Annotated in this window: 16 protein-coding genes; 8 read left to right on the top strand and 8 right to left on the bottom strand. The window is 69.8% G+C overall.

What is annotated here, in order from left to right; all coding sequences use genetic code 11:
* From FHR33_RS17680 to FHR33_RS17645, 8 genes are all read left to right on the top strand, one after another.
* Complete coding sequence (locus tag FHR33_RS17680) at window positions 1-1,398, top strand: aminobutyraldehyde dehydrogenase (RefSeq protein WP_183648769.1); 1,398 nt, start codon at window positions 1-3, stop codon at window positions 1,396-1,398.
* Between the two features lie 173 nt (window positions 1,399-1,571).
* On the top strand, window positions 1,572-4,940 hold the full coding sequence (locus tag FHR33_RS17675; protein ID WP_183648766.1) for a sensor histidine kinase: 3,369 nt from the start codon (window positions 1,572-1,574) through the stop codon (window positions 4,938-4,940).
* Window positions 4,937-5,359: a roadblock/LC7 domain-containing protein gene (locus FHR33_RS17670; protein ID WP_183648763.1), complete on the top strand. Its 423-nt coding sequence runs from the start codon at window positions 4,937-4,939 to the stop codon at window positions 5,357-5,359. Before FHR33_RS17675 ends, FHR33_RS17670 begins: the two co-directional genes overlap by 4 nt.
* A gap of 106 nt (window positions 5,360-5,465) precedes the next feature.
* Window positions 5,466-5,792 (top strand): DUF742 domain-containing protein, encoded by a 327-nt coding sequence (locus tag FHR33_RS17665; protein WP_221241885.1) that lies wholly within the window; start codon window positions 5,466-5,468, stop codon window positions 5,790-5,792.
* A 72-nt stretch (window positions 5,793-5,864) separates the two neighbouring features.
* Window positions 5,865-6,443 carry a GTP-binding protein gene (locus tag FHR33_RS17660; RefSeq protein WP_183648757.1) on the top strand — a complete coding sequence of 193 codons (579 nt, stop codon included), beginning with the start codon at window positions 5,865-5,867 and terminating at the stop codon, window positions 6,441-6,443.
* A gap of 54 nt (window positions 6,444-6,497) precedes the next feature.
* Complete coding sequence (locus FHR33_RS17655; protein WP_221241139.1) at window positions 6,498-7,829, top strand: aldehyde dehydrogenase family protein; 1,332 nt, start codon at window positions 6,498-6,500, stop codon at window positions 7,827-7,829.
* Window positions 7,830-7,831: 2 nt separating this feature from the next.
* Window positions 7,832-8,275 carry a DUF3598 domain-containing protein gene (locus FHR33_RS17650; protein WP_183648751.1) on the top strand — a complete coding sequence of 148 codons (444 nt, stop codon included), beginning with the start codon at window positions 7,832-7,834 and terminating at the stop codon, window positions 8,273-8,275.
* A complete protein-coding gene (locus FHR33_RS17645; protein WP_221241138.1) occupies window positions 8,272-9,285 on the top strand; it encodes a nitrilase-related carbon-nitrogen hydrolase in 1,014 nt (337 codons plus the stop codon). Before FHR33_RS17650 ends, FHR33_RS17645 begins: the two co-directional genes overlap by 4 nt.
* Here FHR33_RS17645 and FHR33_RS17640 read toward each other — a convergent pair.
* The 8 genes from FHR33_RS17640 to FHR33_RS17605 form a co-directional block, all read right to left on the bottom strand.
* Window positions 9,254-9,994, bottom strand: a complete 741-nt coding sequence (locus tag FHR33_RS17640; RefSeq protein WP_183648749.1) for an ABC transporter permease — start codon at window positions 9,992-9,994, stop codon at window positions 9,254-9,256. The two genes, FHR33_RS17645 and FHR33_RS17640, sit on opposite strands and share 32 nt — an antisense overlap.
* Window positions 9,991-10,725 carry an ABC transporter permease gene (locus FHR33_RS17635; protein WP_183648746.1) on the bottom strand — a complete coding sequence of 245 codons (735 nt, stop codon included), beginning with the start codon at window positions 10,723-10,725 and terminating at the stop codon, window positions 9,991-9,993. The genes FHR33_RS17640 and FHR33_RS17635 overlap by 4 nt, the downstream gene beginning before the upstream one ends.
* Entirely contained in the window at window positions 10,722-11,669 is a 948-nt protein-coding gene (locus tag FHR33_RS17630; RefSeq protein WP_183648743.1) for an ABC transporter substrate-binding protein, read from the bottom strand. The genes FHR33_RS17635 and FHR33_RS17630 overlap by 4 nt, the downstream gene beginning before the upstream one ends.
* A complete protein-coding gene (locus FHR33_RS17625) occupies window positions 11,666-12,439 on the bottom strand; it encodes an ABC transporter ATP-binding protein (RefSeq protein WP_183648740.1) in 774 nt (257 codons plus the stop codon). The genes FHR33_RS17630 and FHR33_RS17625 overlap by 4 nt, the downstream gene beginning before the upstream one ends.
* Before the next feature lie 179 nt (window positions 12,440-12,618).
* Window positions 12,619-13,623, bottom strand: a complete 1,005-nt coding sequence (locus tag FHR33_RS17620; protein ID WP_183648737.1) for a methyltransferase — start codon at window positions 13,621-13,623, stop codon at window positions 12,619-12,621.
* Between the two features lie 19 nt (window positions 13,624-13,642).
* Window positions 13,643-14,422, bottom strand: a complete 780-nt coding sequence (locus FHR33_RS17615) for an ABC transporter permease (RefSeq protein WP_312895587.1) — start codon at window positions 14,420-14,422, stop codon at window positions 13,643-13,645.
* Window positions 14,419-15,192 carry an ABC transporter permease gene (locus FHR33_RS17610; RefSeq protein ID WP_183648734.1) on the bottom strand — a complete coding sequence of 258 codons (774 nt, stop codon included), beginning with the start codon at window positions 15,190-15,192 and terminating at the stop codon, window positions 14,419-14,421. Before FHR33_RS17610 ends, FHR33_RS17615 begins: the two co-directional genes overlap by 4 nt.
* Entirely contained in the window at window positions 15,189-16,169 is a 981-nt protein-coding gene (locus tag FHR33_RS17605) for an ABC transporter substrate-binding protein (protein ID WP_246451990.1), read from the bottom strand. Before FHR33_RS17605 ends, FHR33_RS17610 begins: the two co-directional genes overlap by 4 nt.
* Between the last annotated feature and the right edge of the window lie 201 nt (window positions 16,170-16,370).

The raw sequence follows: 16,370 nt of genomic DNA, 5'->3' as shown, positions 1-16,370 counted from the left end.
ATGCGCCAACTGATCAACCCCGCCACCGGCCAGCCGTTCGCCGAGGTGCCCGACACGCCCGTCGCCGAGGTGGCGGCCGCCGTACGCAGGGCCAGGCAGGCCTTCGAGGAGTGGTCGCAGACCACGCCGGCCGACAGGGCCAGGGTGCTGCTGCGCCTCGCGGACCTGGTGGAGGCCGACGCCGAGGAGCTGACCAGGCTCGAGGTGGAGGAGACGGGCAAGCCCGCCGCCGTCTTCAGGGACGGTGAGCTGCCCTTCGCCGCCGACAACCTGCGCTTCTTCGCGGGGGCCGCCCGCTCGCTCGACGGCAGCGGCGCAGGGGTGTTCAGCGCGGGCTACACCTCCGTGCTGCTGCGCCGTCCCGTCGGGGTCGTGGGTTCGATCGCGCCGTGGAACTTCCCCTTCGTGATGGCGGTGTGGAAGCTCGGCCCCGCGCTGGCGGCGGGCAACGCGGTGGTCATCAAGCCGGCCCCGCAGACCCCTCGCACCACCATGCGCCTGGCCGAGCTGATCGCCAAGGCGGGCGCGCCCGAGGGGCTCGTGCAGGTCGTGACGGGTGACGCCCAGGTGGGGGAGGCGCTGGTCACCGACCCTGGCGTGGACATGGTGAGCGTGACGGGCTCCACGGAGACCGGACGGGCCGTGATGACCGGGGCCGCGCGCACCCTCAAGCGCGTGCACCTGGAGCTCGGCGGCAAGGCCCCCGCGCTGGTGTTCGAGGACGCCGACCTGGCCGAGACCGCGCGCGGTGTGGCCATGGGCGCGACCTACAACACCGGCCAGGACTGCACCGCGGCCACCCGCGTCTACGTCGCCAGGCAGGTGTACGCGGACGCCGTGGAGGCGATCCGCGCTACGCTGGCGGAGATCACGATCGGCGACCCGTGGGACCCCACGACGGACATCGGGCCGCTGATCTCGGCCGCGCACCGCGACAGGGTGCACGGCTTCGTGTCCCGTTCCGATGCGGAGGTGCTCTTCGGTGGCGCCCCCGTCGACGCGCCGGGCTTCTTCTACCCGCCCACCCTCATCGCGGGTCCTGCGCAGGACAGCGAGATCGTCCAGGGCGAGCTTTTCGGTCCTGTCCTTGTCGTGCTGCCCTTCGACGGCGAGGACGAGGCAGTCAGGCTGGCCAACGACACCCGCTACGGCCTGGCCTCCTCGGTCTGGTCGAGGGACGTGGCCAGGGCCATGCGCGTCTCGCACCGGTTGGACGTCGGGGTGACGTGGGTGAACGATCATCTGCCGATCGCCAGCGAGGCTCCGCACGGCGGCGTCAAGGGCAGCGGCTTCGGCAAGGACATGAGCCAGGAGGCGGTCCAGGAGTACTCCGTGACCCGTCACCTCATGATCAAGCACGCGGCTCCAGCCGAGCGGGACTCGTTCCGGCCGGCCTAAACAGCATGCGGCGTTATGGGTGAAAAAAGCCAGATTTGTGGGTGTTTAGCGGAGTATGTCTCGTTCGCTGATCTGGTCAGGTTGTGTTCCAATTACGATCGCTCCTGGAATCCCATGCGCCACATGCGTGTCAGAGATTTTCGAGCACGTATGGCGAGAGGTTGCGAGACTCTGTGAGGACGGATAACCCCCGGCACGCCGCCCCGGGGGAGGACACAGGAAAGAAGCCCAGGTCGGGCAGTCGTTTCCAGCTGGGCAACTGGCGGGTGCGATCGCGCCTCATCCTGCTCATCCTGATCCCCACGGTCGTGGGCGTCCTCCTCGCCGGGATCCAGCTGGCCAACTCCATCGGCACCGCCGCCGAGTACCGCCGCCTGACCCAGGTGGCCGAGCTCGTGCAGCGGCTCGGCGCGCTCTCCCACGAGCTGGGCAAGGAGCGGGCGCTCACCGCCTGGTACATCGCCGACAACCGGCGCGTGCGGCGCCTGGCGGCGCTGCGCAACCAGCGCGACGTGGTCGACGCCGAGAAGAAGAAGGTGCTCGCCAGCACCACGGCCATCGACGACGCGCACTCCGCCCGCGTGCGCCACGAGGTCGACGACGCCACCCGATGGCTGAACGGCCTCGACGGCCTGCGCGACTCGATCGCCGGCGACAGCGACAGCGTGCCCGCCCGAGCGGCGATCAAAACGTTCACCTCGATGATCGACGTCATGGAGGGCCTGCAGAGCGAGCTGATCGCCTCGGGCAACAACGACCGCCTGCTCGGCGACGCCACCGCGCTCGGCGCGATCGAGCGCGCCAAGGAGGAGGTCTCCCGCCAGCAGGTCATCCTGCTCGTCGCGCAGATCGAGCGGAGCCTCGACTACGACGACCTGTCGGACTTCCTCGGCTCGTGGAACGCCCAGCAGGGCGAGCTCGCCATCTACGACACCGAGGCCTCGGCCGACGACCTCGCCTTCTACCGCAAGACGGTCAGGGGCCAGGAGATCGACCGCGCCGACGCGATGCGCCAGCGCGCGCTGGCCCAGATGCGCGAGTACAAGCAGATCCGCGACCTCGACATCACCTCGCGCCGCGACCTCCAGCTCTGGTACGACAGCACCGAGCAGACCGTCGACGCCATGCGCAAGGTGGAGACCCAGCTGGCCGCCTCCATCGTGGCCCAGACCAGGGTGCTGAGCGACGCCGAGCAGCGCGACGCCATCATCTCCGGCGCGGTCATCCTCGTCCTGCTGGTGCTCGTGCTGGTGATCACCACCGGTGTGGCCGGCTCGCTGGTCCGCCCGCTGCGCAGGCTGCGCGCCGAGGCCCTGGAGGTGGCGGGCAGCCGCCTGCCCGACACGGTCCGCGCGCTGCGCGAGTCGGGCGACGGCGCTGTCATCCCCGAGGTCCCCTCCATCGGCGTGCTCACCCGCGACGAGATCGGGGAAGTGGCCAGGGCCTTCGACGAGGTCCACCGCGAGGCCGTACGGCTGGCGGGCGACGAGGCCAAGCTGCGCGCCAACGTCAACGCGATGTTCGTCAACCTCTCGCGCCGCAGCCAGACCCTCGTCGAGCGGCAGCTGTCGCTCATCGAGGGCCTGGAGAACGGCGAAGAGGACGAGCAGCGTCTGTCCAACCTCTTCAAGCTCGACCACCTGGCCACCCGCATGCGCCGCAACAGCGAGAACCTCCTGGTCCTCGCCGGCCAGGAGGCCGCGCGCAAGTGGACCGAGCCGGTCGAGCTGGTCGACATCGCCCGCGCCTCCCTCTCGGAGGTCGAAGGGTACGAGCGGGTCAACATCCAGGTGCCGACCGGCACCATGGTGGCCGGCCCCGCCGTCACCGACGTCGTCCACCTGCTCGCCGAGCTGATCGAGAACTCCATCTCCTTCTCGCCCCGCGAGACCAAGGTCAGCGTCTCCAGCAACCGCACCGAGGGCGGCGTCATGGTCGCGGTCGTCGACCTCGGCATCGGCATGACCGCCGACGAGGTCGCGCAGGCCAACTGGCGCCTGGCCAACCCGCCGGTCGTGGACGTGTCGGTCTCGCGCCGCATGGGCCTGTTCGTGGTCGGCCGCCTGGCCCTGCGCCACGGCATCAAGGTGCAGCTGCGCTCGCAGCCGACCGGTGGCGTCACCGCGCTGGTGGTGCTGCCCGACACCCTGCTGGTGTCCGCGTCGGCCCCCGCGCAGACCGGCTTCCCCTACCAGCAGACGCAGAGCTCCTACAGCCCGTTCGACTCGCCCGTGCTGGCGGCGCCCGTGGCGCAGTTCGGCATGGACACCCCGGACGTGCGGGCCTTCGAGGAGCCGATGCACACCCCGTGGCCCGGGGTGTTGCCTCCCGCCGAGGGCGAGTCCGCCTGGCCTCCGCTGGACGAGGAGCGCTCCTTCGGCACGCAGGGCGGCAACCCGTCCAGCAACGGCGGCCCCGCCGCCGGCGGCGTGCCGTCCGTGAACGGGTTCGCCGGCGCCCCTGACAGCGGGTTCGGCGACAGGTTCTCCGACGCCGGCTTCTCCGACAGCGGTTTCTCCGACGGCGGGTTCCCCACCGACAGGGGTGGCTCCTCCACCGGAGCGTTCCCCACGGACAGGGGTGGCTCGTCCACCGGAGCGTTCCCCACGGACAGGGGTGGCTCGTCCACAGGGTTCCCCACCGACAGGGGCGGCTCGTCCGCGGGCGCGTTCTCCGACAGTGGTTACTCCGACAGCGGGTTCTCCGACAGCGGCTTCACCGACAGCGGGTGGCCGTCGGCCGCCCCGAGCCAGGCCGAGCCGACCTTCGACCCGTTCGCCAGGAGCCTGCCCGAGCCCGAGCCCAGGCCGATGGACGCCTTCGGCCGCCCGCCCGAGTTCGAGACCAGGCAGGCGCCGGGTCAGGACCTCCCTCGCAGGGAGCCCTCCGACACCTCCGACTTCCACGCGCAGGACTCCACGGCGACGTTCGGCAGGGTCGGCCAGGAGCCGCAGGGCGGCTTCATGGGGCTGCCGGAGCCCGACATGACAGGCCCGCTTCCCGTCGTGCGCACCTCGCCCATGGACGAGGACGGCGAGGAGTTCCTGCCGATCTTCTCCTCCGTCGGTTCCGACTGGTTCCGCAGGCCCGACCCCGAGGAACTGAAGGCCGCCAAGGACGAGGCGCCGGCCCAGCCGGCCGCCCGTCGTCAGCCGCAGGCCGAGGAGCAGGGCGAGCAGGCCCCGCGCGGTCAGCAGCAGGCGCAGAGCATGCGTGAGGCGCGTCCGCAGGGACTGCCGCAGCGCAGGCCCGGCCAGAGCGCGCCGGCGACCCCGCCCTCGTGGTCCTCTCCTGCCGACAGCGGCTTCCAGGCGGCCCGCGCCGCCGCGGAGCCCGCCCAGGGCGGCACCACGGCCTCCGGTCTGCCGCGCAGGGTTCCGAAGGCCAACCTGGTCCCCGGTACGGCGAGCGCGGCGGAGAGCGTCGCGCCCGAACCGGCGGCACCGATCTCGCCCGACCGGGTGCGCAGCCGTCTGTCCAGCTTCCAGCAGGGAGTCAGGCAGGGCCGCGAGTTCACCCGCGAGAACAAGGAGGAGCAATGAGAGAGCTGAGTCAGGGCGCCAGGGGCGTCAACTGGCTGATCACCGACTTCGTGAACAACGTGCCAGGTGTAGCCCACACCGTGGTGGTGTCGTCCGACGGTCTGCCACTGGCCTACTCCGAGGGCTTCCCCAAGGACAGGGCCGACCAGCTCGCCGCGGTGGCCTCGGGTGTGATCAGCCTGACCCAGGGGGCGGCCAGAGTCTTCGAGGGCGGCATGGTCACCCAGACGGTGATCGAGATGCAGCGCGGCCTTTTGATGATCATGTCCATCAGTGATGGTTCGTGCCTGGCGGTCCTCGCCGCCGCCGACTGCGACATGGGTCTGGTGGCCTACCAGATGACGCTGCTCGTGGAGCGTGCGGGACAGGTGCTCACGCCTGCCGTACGCGCCGAGCTGCAGGCGACACGCCCTCGCTAGTCGGATGTGAGATGGGGGACAGGAGAAGGCTGTGACAGATCAGGGTTGGGCTGGTGATAACAATCAGGGGCGACAACCTGCCCCGCGCCCGCAGGGGTCGAGCTCTCTGGTCAGGCCGTATGCCGTGACCGGAGGGCGCACGGCGCCGCGGGTGAAGTTCGCGATGGAGGCGCTGGTCTCCTCGGCCACCTCCGAACATCGCGACCTCTCTCTCCTCAGTCCGGAGTACCAAGCGATCATCCAGTTGTGCCGATCGGTCAGATCGGTAGCGGAAGTCTCCGCCCTTTTACGAGTTCCGCTCGGCATCACCCGGGTGCTGATCGCGGACATGGCGTCCGAGGGCCTGATCCGCGTGCACCAGCCGCAGCTGGAAGCGGGTAAGCCGGATCTCAACCTGCTCGAAAGGGTGCTCAGTGGACTTCGTAGGCTCTAGTGTCAACGGGAAATGCGCGACATTGACCGCCATCGCCTGCCTCAGCCGGCTCGAACCTCACCTGGCGGACCGATGAGCACGTTCCCTGTTGAAGGCGGCCTCACCTCGACGAAGATCGTCGTCGCGGGTGGCTTCGGTGTGGGCAAGACGACGTTCGTGGGTGCGGTGTCGGAGATCCTGCCGCTCACCACCGAGGCGGTCATGACCGACGCGTCGGCGCACATCGACGACGTGTCGCTCACGCCGAACAAGACGACCACCACGGTGGCGATGGACTTCGGCAGGGTCTCGCTCGACCGCGACCTGATCCTCTATCTGTTCGGCACGCCCGGTCAGCACCGGTTCTGGTTCATGTGGGACGACCTGGTGCGCGGCGCGATCGGCGCCGTCGTGCTGGTCGACACCCGCAGGCTGGCCGACAGCTTCCCCGCCATCGACTACTTCGAGGAGGCGAAGCTGCCGTTCGTGGTCGGGATCAACGGCTGGGACGGCCAGTACCTCCACGCGGAGGAGGAGATCAGGGAGGCGCTGACCCTCTCGCCGCACATCCCGCTCGTGCGCCTGGACGCCAGGTCGCGCGAGTCGGTGAAGAGCACGCTGATCACTCTGGTGGAGCACGCTCTCACGAGCCACGTGGGACCGCGCCGCTGACCCGAGAGAACCGGTGGTGATCCGCCGTCCCTGCGGCTATTGTCGGCTCTGATCATGGTGGTGAACCCGCTCCCAGGTGAGCCAGACCGGCCGCTGTCGCCGCCGTCGGCCGAGGAACTGGCCGCGACGGCCCATACGCTGCGCTCGCGGTCGGCGGCCTGGCGCGCGGCCGACCGCGGCCGGGCGCTGACCGCCTTCGGCGCGGCCGTCGCGCGTGACGAGGACCTGCTCGAAGCGCTGGTCGCCGACACGGGCAGGCGCGCGGAGTCCGAGCTCGAACGGCGCGCCGTGGCCGCCACCGTCGACAGATGGGTACGGCAGGCTCCCGCCCTCCTGGCCGACAGGCCCGACGAGCCCTCGGCGCTGCCCGGCATCGTGGTGGGCGGCGAGGCGGTGCCGTACGAGCTGGTGGGTGTGATCAGCCCGTGGAACTTCCCGCTGCTGCTCGGCCTCATCGACGCCGTCCCCGCGCTGGCGGCGGGATGCCCGGTGCTGGTCAAGCCCAGCGAGCTGACGCCCAGGTTCGTCGAGCCGCTCATGCGGCTGGTCCCCGCCGAGCTGCCCCTGCGGGTGGTCGAGGGAGACGCGGAGACGGGCAGGTCCCTGGTCGGCCTGGTCGACGCGGTGGTGTTCACCGGCAGCGTCGCCACAGGCAGGCAGGTGGCCGAGGCGGCCGCCCGCGCCTTCATCCCCGCCTTCCTCGAACTGGGCGGCAAGGACCCCGCGATCGTGCTGGCGGGAGCCGACCTCGACCGCGCCTCCTCGGCGATCCTGCGCGGCGGCACCGCCAACGCGGGACAGGCCTGCCAGTCGATCGAACGCGTCTACGTGGCCCGCGAGGTCTTCGACGACTTCCTGCGCCTGCTGGTGGCCAAGGCCGCGAAAGCTCCCGCGGGGCCCCTGGTCACGACCGGTGTCATCCCCGAGCACCTGGCCGACGCCGTCGCCAGGGGAGCGGTCGTGCGCACAGGCGGTGAGATCGAGCGGCGCGAAGGGTGGCACTGGCTGCGCCCCACGGTGCTGACCGGCGTGGACCACACCATGCGGGTGATGACGGAGGAGACCTTCGGCCCGATCCTGCCCGTGATGCCGTTCGACGGCGTCGACGAGGCGGTCGAGCTGGCCAACGACTCCGACTACGGCCTGTCGGCCGCCGTCTTCGCCGCCACCGAGCAGGAGGCGAGGGCGGTGGCCTCCAGGCTGAGAGCCGGCGCGGTCAGCGTCAACGACGCCGCGCTGACCGCCTTCGTCCACGAGGGCGAGAAAGACTCCTTCAACCTCTCGGGCCTCGGCGGCTCGCGGATGGGCCCCGCCTCCATCGGCCGCTTCGTCAGGCGCCGAGCCCACCTGGTGAACAGGTCACCCCGATCCGTCTGGAGCGTGTAGCGATGGGACTTCGCGCGGAGATGCCGCTGCTGGCCAGGCACGAAGGCGAGTGGGAGGGCACCTACCTCCATCTCGGCCGCGACGGCGGCGTGCTCGACTCGCACCGCTCGCGCATCACCTGCTCGATCGTCGGTGACGCCGCCTACCACCAGGTCAACGAGTACACCTGGGACGACGGCAGGCGCGAGGTGCACGAGTTCCCCGGCGCCTATCTCGGCGGCGGGCGCTGCGCCTTCGACACCGAGCGCATCAGCGGCGAGTTCTGGGAGGTCGACGCCTCCACGATCTACCTCAACTGGGTCTACAAGGCCGAGGGCGAGGACCTCAAGCTGTTCGAGCTGATCGTGCTGAGCGACGACGGCGGCACCCGGAGCAGGGTGTGGCAGTGGATCAGGTCAGGCGAGTGCATCAGGCGCACGCTGATCGACGAGAAGCGAGTCGGGTGAGCGCCTACCGGGCGCTGGCCCTGCAGGTCCGCACCCAGGCGGTGAACGGCGCGGCCGACCCGCGCGCGCTCATGCGCGCGGCGATCGGCTCGATCGCCGCCCAGACGGCGGCCGCCAAGGCCTGGATCGGGCCCGACCTGCGGCTGGTCGTCCTGCCCGAGTACGTGCTGACCGGCTTTCCCTTCGGCGAGAGCGTCGAGGAGTGGCGGGCCAGGGCGGCCATCGCGCCGGGCGGGCCCGAGTACCAGGCGCTGGCCGAGATCGCCAAGGCGCAGGACGTGTACCTGTGCGTCAACGCCTACGAGAGCGATCCGCACTTCCCCGAGCTGTTCTTCCAGGCCACCGTCATCCTCGGCCCCGCCGGCGAGGACGTGCTGCGCTACCGGCGGCTGCACTCGATGTTCTCCCCCTCGCCCTACGACGTCTGGGAACGCTACCTCGACGTCTACGGGCTCGACGCCGTGCTGCCCGTCGCCCGCACCGAGCTCGGCAACCTCGCGGTGATCGCCTCGGAGGAGATCCTCTTCCCCGAGCTGGCCAGGGCGCTGGCGCTCAGGGGCGCGGAGGTCTTCTGCCACCCGACCTCCGAGGCCTCCTCTCCCTCGCTCACGCCGAAGGCGATCGCCAGGCGGGCAAGGGCGATCGAGAACCTCGCCTACGTGGTCTCGGCCAACAGCGGCGGCCTGGCGGGGCTGCCCATACCGGGCGACTCCACCAGCGGGGGCTCGGAGGTGCTCGACTTCGAGGGCCGTCCGCTGGCGCAGGCCGGTCAGGGGGAGTCGCTGGTGGCCGCCGCCGAGCTCGACCTGGCCGCGCTACGCCGCTTCCGTCGCCGCCCTGGCATGGGCAACCTGCTGTCCAGGGTGAAGCCCGCCCTCTGGGCCGAGGAGTACGGCTGGCACGACGTCGAGCGCCCCGACGGGCTGGCCTCGTCCGCGCCGTCGCGGCAGTGGTTCGCCGAGCGGCAGAAGGAGGCGATCAGGCGGCTGTACGGCCCCGATGCCACCTGAGCGCTCTGCGCTCCACCGCCAGGAAGAGCCCGTTCAGCACCACGCCGAGCACGCCGAGCAGCACGATGCCCGCCCACATCGCGGGGATGTCGACGCTGCCCTCCGCCTCGCGCATCCGGTGCCCGATGCCCTCGCTGCTGGCGTACAGCTCCGAGATGACCATCATGATCAGCGCGAGCGCCACGCTGAGCCGCAGCCCCGCGAAGATCTTGGGCGCCGCCGCGGCCAGCACGACCCGCCAGCGGGGCAGGTGGAAGACCTGGGCGGTGTCCAGGTACTGGGTGTCGACGTGGCGGGCGCCGTCCATCGAGTTGACGAGCACCGGCCACAGCACGCCGTAGACGATCGCGGCCAGCTGGATGGGGGTGCCGACCTTGAAGAACACCAGGAACACCGGCAGCAGGGCGGCGGGCGGCACCGACCTGCCGAAGTGGACCATCGGCTCCACCAGCTTGGCCAGCAGCGGCGAGCGGCCGAGCAGCACGCCGAGTGCGACGCCCGCCGCGGCCGCGAGCGCCCAGCCGACGGCCAGCCTGGCCAGGCTCGGCACCAGGTCGGCGGCGACGTCCTCGGTCGCGGCCATCTCGCGCATCCTGGCCAGGATGGTGGAGGGCGGAGGGAAGTAGACCGCTCCCGCGGAGCGGGTGACCACCTCCCACGCGAGCGCCGCGACGGGGATCAGCCAGTACCAGGCCAGGCGCCTGATCATGTGGCCCACCTCCAGCGCAGCAGCCGTCGCTCCGCCGCGGTGAACAGCGCGTTGGCGGCGAGGCCGAGCGCTCCCGCCCAGACGGTGGCGGCGAGCATCCTGTCCACCCTGTTGGCGCTGCCCGCCTGCACCAGGTAGGCGCCGATCCCGCCGCCGCCTCCGGCGAGGAGCTCCACGCTGACGGCCACGATGAGGGTCACGGAGACCGCGATGCGCACGCCCGTCGCGATGAACGGCGCGGTGCTCGGCAGGGAGACGCGCCACAGCACGGCCATGGGGCCGAAGCCGAAGCCGCGCAGGGTGTCCTTGGCGATCGGGTCGACGTCGGCCAGGCCGTACATCGTGTTGATGAGCAGCGGCCACGAGCAGGTGTAGACGATCAGCGCGATCTTGGCGTCGTGGCTGTCGGTCCAGAGGAACATCGCCAGCGGGATGAGCGACAGCGAGGGGATCGGCCGCAGGAACTCCACCAGCGGCCGCACCGACCGCTCGACCGCGGGCACCGTGCCGAGCAGCAGCCCGGCGGGGACGGCCGTGACCACCGCGATCAGCAGGCCCGCCGCGCAGGCGCTCAGCGTGGCGCCCACGTCGGACAGGAAGGAGCCGTCCACCGCGAGGCCCGCGGCCGTCACGAGCACCACGGAAACAGGAGGCAGCGCCTCGATGAGTCCCAGGCGTCCCGCGGCCTCCAGCACGAGCAGGAAGCCGAGGACCCCCAGCGTTCTGATCATCCGATCTTGGACGGGATCATGGTGGTGACGTCGGGCTTGGACTTCAGGTAGCCATAGCCGTGCAGCAGGTCGGCCAGCTTCTGGAAGCTGGCCTTGTCGACCTCGGCGGAGAACTCGCCCAGCTTCATCGCCGACGCCGCCGCCGCGGGGATCTGCGTGTAGGTGGGGATGACGGCGTTGATGGCGTTCCTGTCGGCGCTGGCGATCTGCTGCGCCTTGGCCAGCGCGCGGTGGAAGGCCGCGGCCGTCTTGGGGTTCTTGGTCAGCCACTCCTCCGACACACCCCACGCGTCGAGCGGCAGGCCCGCCGTCGGCCCCGAGGTGGTGTCGATGACCTCGACCGCGCCGAGGTCCTTCCTGGCGGCCGTCAGGAACGGCTCCACCAGCCACGCGGCGTCGATCTTCTTGGTCGACAGCGCGGTCAGCTGGTCGGCGAAGGGCACCGCGGTGAACTTCACGTCGTCGGGCTTGAGCCCCGCCTGCTGCAGGTGGGCGTTCGTGACGGTCTGGCCGAGCGCCCTGAGCACGTTGACGCCGACGGTCTTGCCCTTGAGGTCGGCCGCCGTCCTGATGGGGGAGTCCTTGGGCACCACGACGCTGGCGATGCCGGGCGCGGCGGTCTGCACGTGCTGGAAGAGCCTCAGCTTGGCGGCGCCGGAGTCGTTGATGGCCAGCAGCGAGACGTAGCTGGTCAGGAAGGCGTCCATGCTGCCGTTGAGGATCTTCGGCATGACGGCCTGAGGGGCCTGGATGATCTCGGTCTTGACCGTGAGGCCCTCGGCCTTGAAGAAGCCGTTCTTCTCGGCGATGAACAGCGGCGCGGAGGAGGGCACGGGGACCACGCCGACGGTCAGCGTCGTCTTCTCCTGTGCCGCCCCGCCGTCGCCGCCGCAGGCGGTCACGCCGCTGACCAGGAGAACGAGAGCTAGGGCGGCTCGTTTCACGCAGGGGTCCTCTCGAGGCCGCGCACGAGGCGTCCGACCTCGGCGCGCAGGTGGACGAAGTCTGAGTGCTCGCGGGTGGTGATCTGGTCGCGCGGCGAGGCCAGCTCGACCTTCAGGTCGCCGACGACGTGCGCGGGGGCCTTGGACAGCACGACCACCCTGTCGCCGACGTAGACGCTCTCGTCGATGTCGTGGGTGATCAGCACGATGGTCATCTTGTGGTGCCCGCGCACCTGCAGGACCAGGTCCTCCAGGTCCTCCCTGGTCTGCGCGTCGACCGAGCCGAACGGCTCGTCCATCAGCATGAGCGCGGGCCGGTAGGCCAGGGCCCTGGCGATGGCCACCCGCTGCTGCATGCCGCCGGACAGCTGGAAGGGGTACTTCTTGCCGGCCTCCGCCAGCCCCACCGACTCCAGCGCCTCCTGGGCGGCCGCCCTGCGCTGTTGTTTGTCCATCTTCTTACGGCGCAGCGGCAGAGCCACGTTGTCGGCCACGGACATCCAGGGGAAAAGCGAGCGGCTGTAGTCCTGGAAGACGACCGCCAGGTTGTCGGGGGTCTGCTTGACCAGCTTGCCCTCGATGCGGACCTCGCCGCCCGTGGGCTGGATGAGGCCGGCGATGGAGCGCAGCAGTGTCGACTTGCCCGCGCCGGAAGGGCCGACGATGCACAGCAGCTCGCCCTCTGCGACGCTCAGATTCAGCCCCTCGATGGCGTGATGGGCGCCGGGTCCACTGCCGTAGACGTGGGAGAGGTTCGATATCTCAAGCACGGTGAATCCTCAGGCCGCAGGGGGTCCAAAACGTGATCCAGACTCTATCGGAGCACCTTGGCCATGGACTATGGTCGCGCCCGGTTTGCTGCATTTAGGAAATACGCTGCTTTATGCCCAAGTAAATATGGCTCCCAGGCGCGAAGTCCCGAGAGCCACGTTTACCTGGACCTTTCCTGTCAGGCGGGTACGGCCTCGACCAGGCTCGCTCCCGCCGAGAGGTCGAACACCTCGGTCAGCCTGAACCCGGTCTTCTCCAGCAGGACGGAGTACTCCTGCCTGGTGCGCTCGGTGCCGCCGTCGAACAGGGCGAGCATGCGCATGTCCATGTCCTTTCCGACATGGGGCTCGTCCTCGTCGGGCAGGACCATTTCCAGGATGAGCAGCCGCCCGTCCTCCCTGATGGCCTCCCTGACCCGGCGGAGAATGCGCTCGGCGTCCTGGTCGTCCCAGTTGTGCAGGATGCTCGCGAGGAGATACGCGTCGAAGCCCGCGGGGACCTGCGCGAAGAAGTCTCCGGCCAGGACCTCGCACCGCTCCATCAGGCCGTGCGCGGTGAGCGCCGCCGTCGCGCCGGGCACGACGTGATCGAGGTCGACCAGCACGCCGCGCATCCGCGGGTTGGCGTGCAGGACCGCCGCGAGGATGTGGCCCTTGCCGCCCGCCACGTCCACCAGCGTGTCGACCCGCGAGAAGTCGTAGCGCTCGGCGACCTGCTCGGCGAAGGGCATGGCGCGCGAGGTCATGTAGGTGTCGAAGATCTGGCCCACCTCGGGGTGCTGCCCGAGGCGCTGATAGAGGGGGCCGTACCGCTCGACGAACGCCGAACGGCCCTGTCGCACGGTGGTGGGGAGGTTGCCGAGGGCGTACCAGAAACTCTCCTCGGCGATCATCCGGACGGCCGGCAGCGTCGAGTCGGGTACGTCGGAGCGCAGGGACGAACCGTCCGCCGTCAACTCGTATCTGTCCTGCCCGGCCGAGCGCACGATTCCCATGCCGGCCAGCTCGCGCAGCACCCGTCGCAGGGAGGGCGCGTGCGCGCCGCACCTGATGGCGAGCTCCTCGGCGTTCAACGGGCCCTCGGCCAGATGGTCGGCGCATCCCAGCTCCGCCATCGTGGCCAGCGCGGCGAACCTGGAGATGCCGGAGATCGACTCCCAGATGGGGCCGGCCGGATGGGACATGATTCCTCCAACACGGGATCTACAGTGTGCGCCTGGTGTGGTGGTGCCACACCAGGAGTCGTCGCTCGGCCACGGTGAACAGCGCGTTCACCAGGTAGCCGAGCAGCCCGAGGAGCGCGATCGCGCCCCAGACGGTCGGGGTGTCGAAGCCGCGCTGCGCCTGCAGGAGCTGGTAGCCGATGCCGTCGGCGCTGCCGAACAGCTCGGAGATGACCATCAGGATGAGGGCGAGCGACAGGCTGAGGCGGAGCCCCGCGAAGATCTTCGGCGCCGCCGCGGGGATGACGACGTCGCGCAGCTGCTGCGCCCTGGTCAGGCCGAAGACGGTCGCGGTCTCGGTGTAGGTCCTGTCCACGCCCTTGGCGCCGTCGATGGAGTTGAGCAGCACCGGCCACACGACTCCGAAGACGATGGCGGCGACCTGCATCGCCAGACCCGCGTGCAGGAGCACCATGAGCAGCGGCAGCAGGAGCGGCGGCGGGATGACCCTGCCGAACTGGATGAGCGGTTCGACGTAGTCGGCCGCGGTGCGGGACCTGCCGATGAGCACGCCGAGGACCACGCCGAGCAGGGCGGCGAGGGTCCAGCCCATGAACATGCGGCCCAGGCTGGGCAGGATGTTCGCGATCGCGTCATCGGTCAGGAAGAGCCTGGTGACGGGCCCGGAGAACCACAGCTCGTGCATCCTCAGCACGATCGCGGAAGGCGGCGGGAAGTCGGTGTCCTGCGCCAGCCGGGTCGTCAGCTCCCACACGGCCACGACCAGCGGCACCAGCCACATGCGCTTGAGAGCGGTCACGTCGTCGCTCCGGTTCTGGCCTGGTGCCAATGGAAGAGCCGCCGTTCGGCGAGGACCAGCAGCGAGTTGGCCACCATGCCGATGATCCCGGCCCAGAACGTGGCGGCCAGGATGAGGTCGGTACGGTTGCCGCTGCCCGCCTGGATGACGAAGACGCCGATCCCGCCGGTGCCGCCCGCCAGCAGCTCGGCGCTGACCGCGAGGATCAGCGCGATGCCCGCGGCGATGCGCACGCCGGTGAGCATGAACGGCGCCGCGCTCGGCAGGCTGACCCTGCGCAGCACGTCGATGGCGCCGAAGCCGAAGCTGCGCAGCGACTCCTTGGCGAGGGGGTCGACGTCGTGCATGCCGTAGAGGGTGTTGATCAGTACAGGCCACAGCGAGGCGTAGACGATGACGGACACCTTCATCATCGAATCCACCGGGATCAACAGGATCGCCAGCGGGATGATGGCCACCGACGGGATCGGCCGCAGGAACTCCAGGAGGGGCCGGGTGGCACGCTCCACGGACGCCAGGCTTCCCAGGAGCACGCCGAGAGGAACGGCGATCACCACCGAGGCGATCAGCCCCAGCGCCCAGTTGGTGAGGGTGATCGCGACTCCGGACAGGAAGACGGGGTCGGCGAGCAGGCCCATCGCCTCCCACAGCACGAGCGAGGGCGGCGGGAAGACCACGTCATCGGTGAGCCCGAACCTGATGGTGAGCTCACCGACAATGAGGAACCCCGCGACGCCTGCGACGCCGCGGAGGATTCGCGCACTGATCATCCGCTGGCGCCGACCAGAATGGTCTTCACGTCGAGCGGGCTCTCGATGTACTTGTACTCGAGCATGAGGTCGGCGACGCGCTGAAGCCGGGTCGCGTTGAGCGAGGTCGGGAACGTCCCCAGGGTGATCACCGACGCGGTCTTGGCGTCGATCTTGGTGTACTGGCCCAGCACCGCCTCGACCTCCTTGCGGTCGTTGGCCACGAGCTGCTGGGCCTTGGCGATGGCGCGCTGGAAGGCGGCCAGCGTCTTCGGGTTCTTCTGCACCCACTCGTCGGTCGCCATCCACGCGGCGATCGGCAGGTCGGCCGTCTGCCCCGACATCGTGTCGGCCAGCTTGCGGAAGCCGGACTGGCTCTGGGTGGCGGTGATGAACGGCTCGGTCATCCAGGCCGCGTCGCCCTGCCCCGTGCTGAGCGCGTTGGCCATGTCGGGGAAGGGCTTCTCGACGAACTTGACGTCGTCCTTCGTCAGGCCCGCCACCTTCAGGGTCGCCTCCACCGTGAGGGTGCCGATGTTCTTGAGGGTGTTGACCAGGACGGTCTTGCCCTTCAGGTCGGCGACGGAGTTGAGCGGGGAGTCCTTGGTGACCATGAGGTTGAAGGTGTTCGGCGCGGCCTGGTAGACGTCACCGACGACCTTGATCTTCTCGCCCTTGCTGGCGGCGAGGAAGGTCGAGACGTAGTTGGTGTGCGAGATGTCGAGCGCGCCGTTCTTGATCTGCGGGAGCGCGGCGGCACCGCCCTGGATGAGGACGGGCTCGACGGTGAGGCCCTCGGCCTTGAAGAAGCCCTTGGCGTTGGCGATGTAGAGGGCGGCGGGGTCGGGGATGGGAAGGGCGCCGACCTTGATGGTGGTCTTTTCCAGCCCCTTTCCTCCGGAGGGGGCGCTGGCCGTATCGGACCCACCGCAGGCGGCAAGGGTGAGCGCGGCCGCGATACCGAGAACGAGGGCGCGCGCGCGGACTGTGCGAGTCATGGAGGAGCTCCTGGGGGGGAAGCGTAAATGTCCGTTATGACGGGCGTGAAGCGTACAGGAGCGGGGATCTTCCCTGGAAGGCAAGCGCCCTGTATAGGAGCACATGCGCTAAAAGGAAAGATTATGATATGTCGCTAATGTGGGGCTTGATGTCCATAAGCGACTGAATGTCTGATTTTATGGGCGATCTGCTGACGGTCC

The sequence above is a fragment of the Nonomuraea dietziae genome (assembly GCF_014195505.1).
Classification (GTDB): Bacteria; Actinomycetota; Actinomycetes; order Streptosporangiales; family Streptosporangiaceae; genus Nonomuraea; species Nonomuraea roseola.
This window is presented reverse-complemented; position numbering and strand designations above follow the sequence as displayed.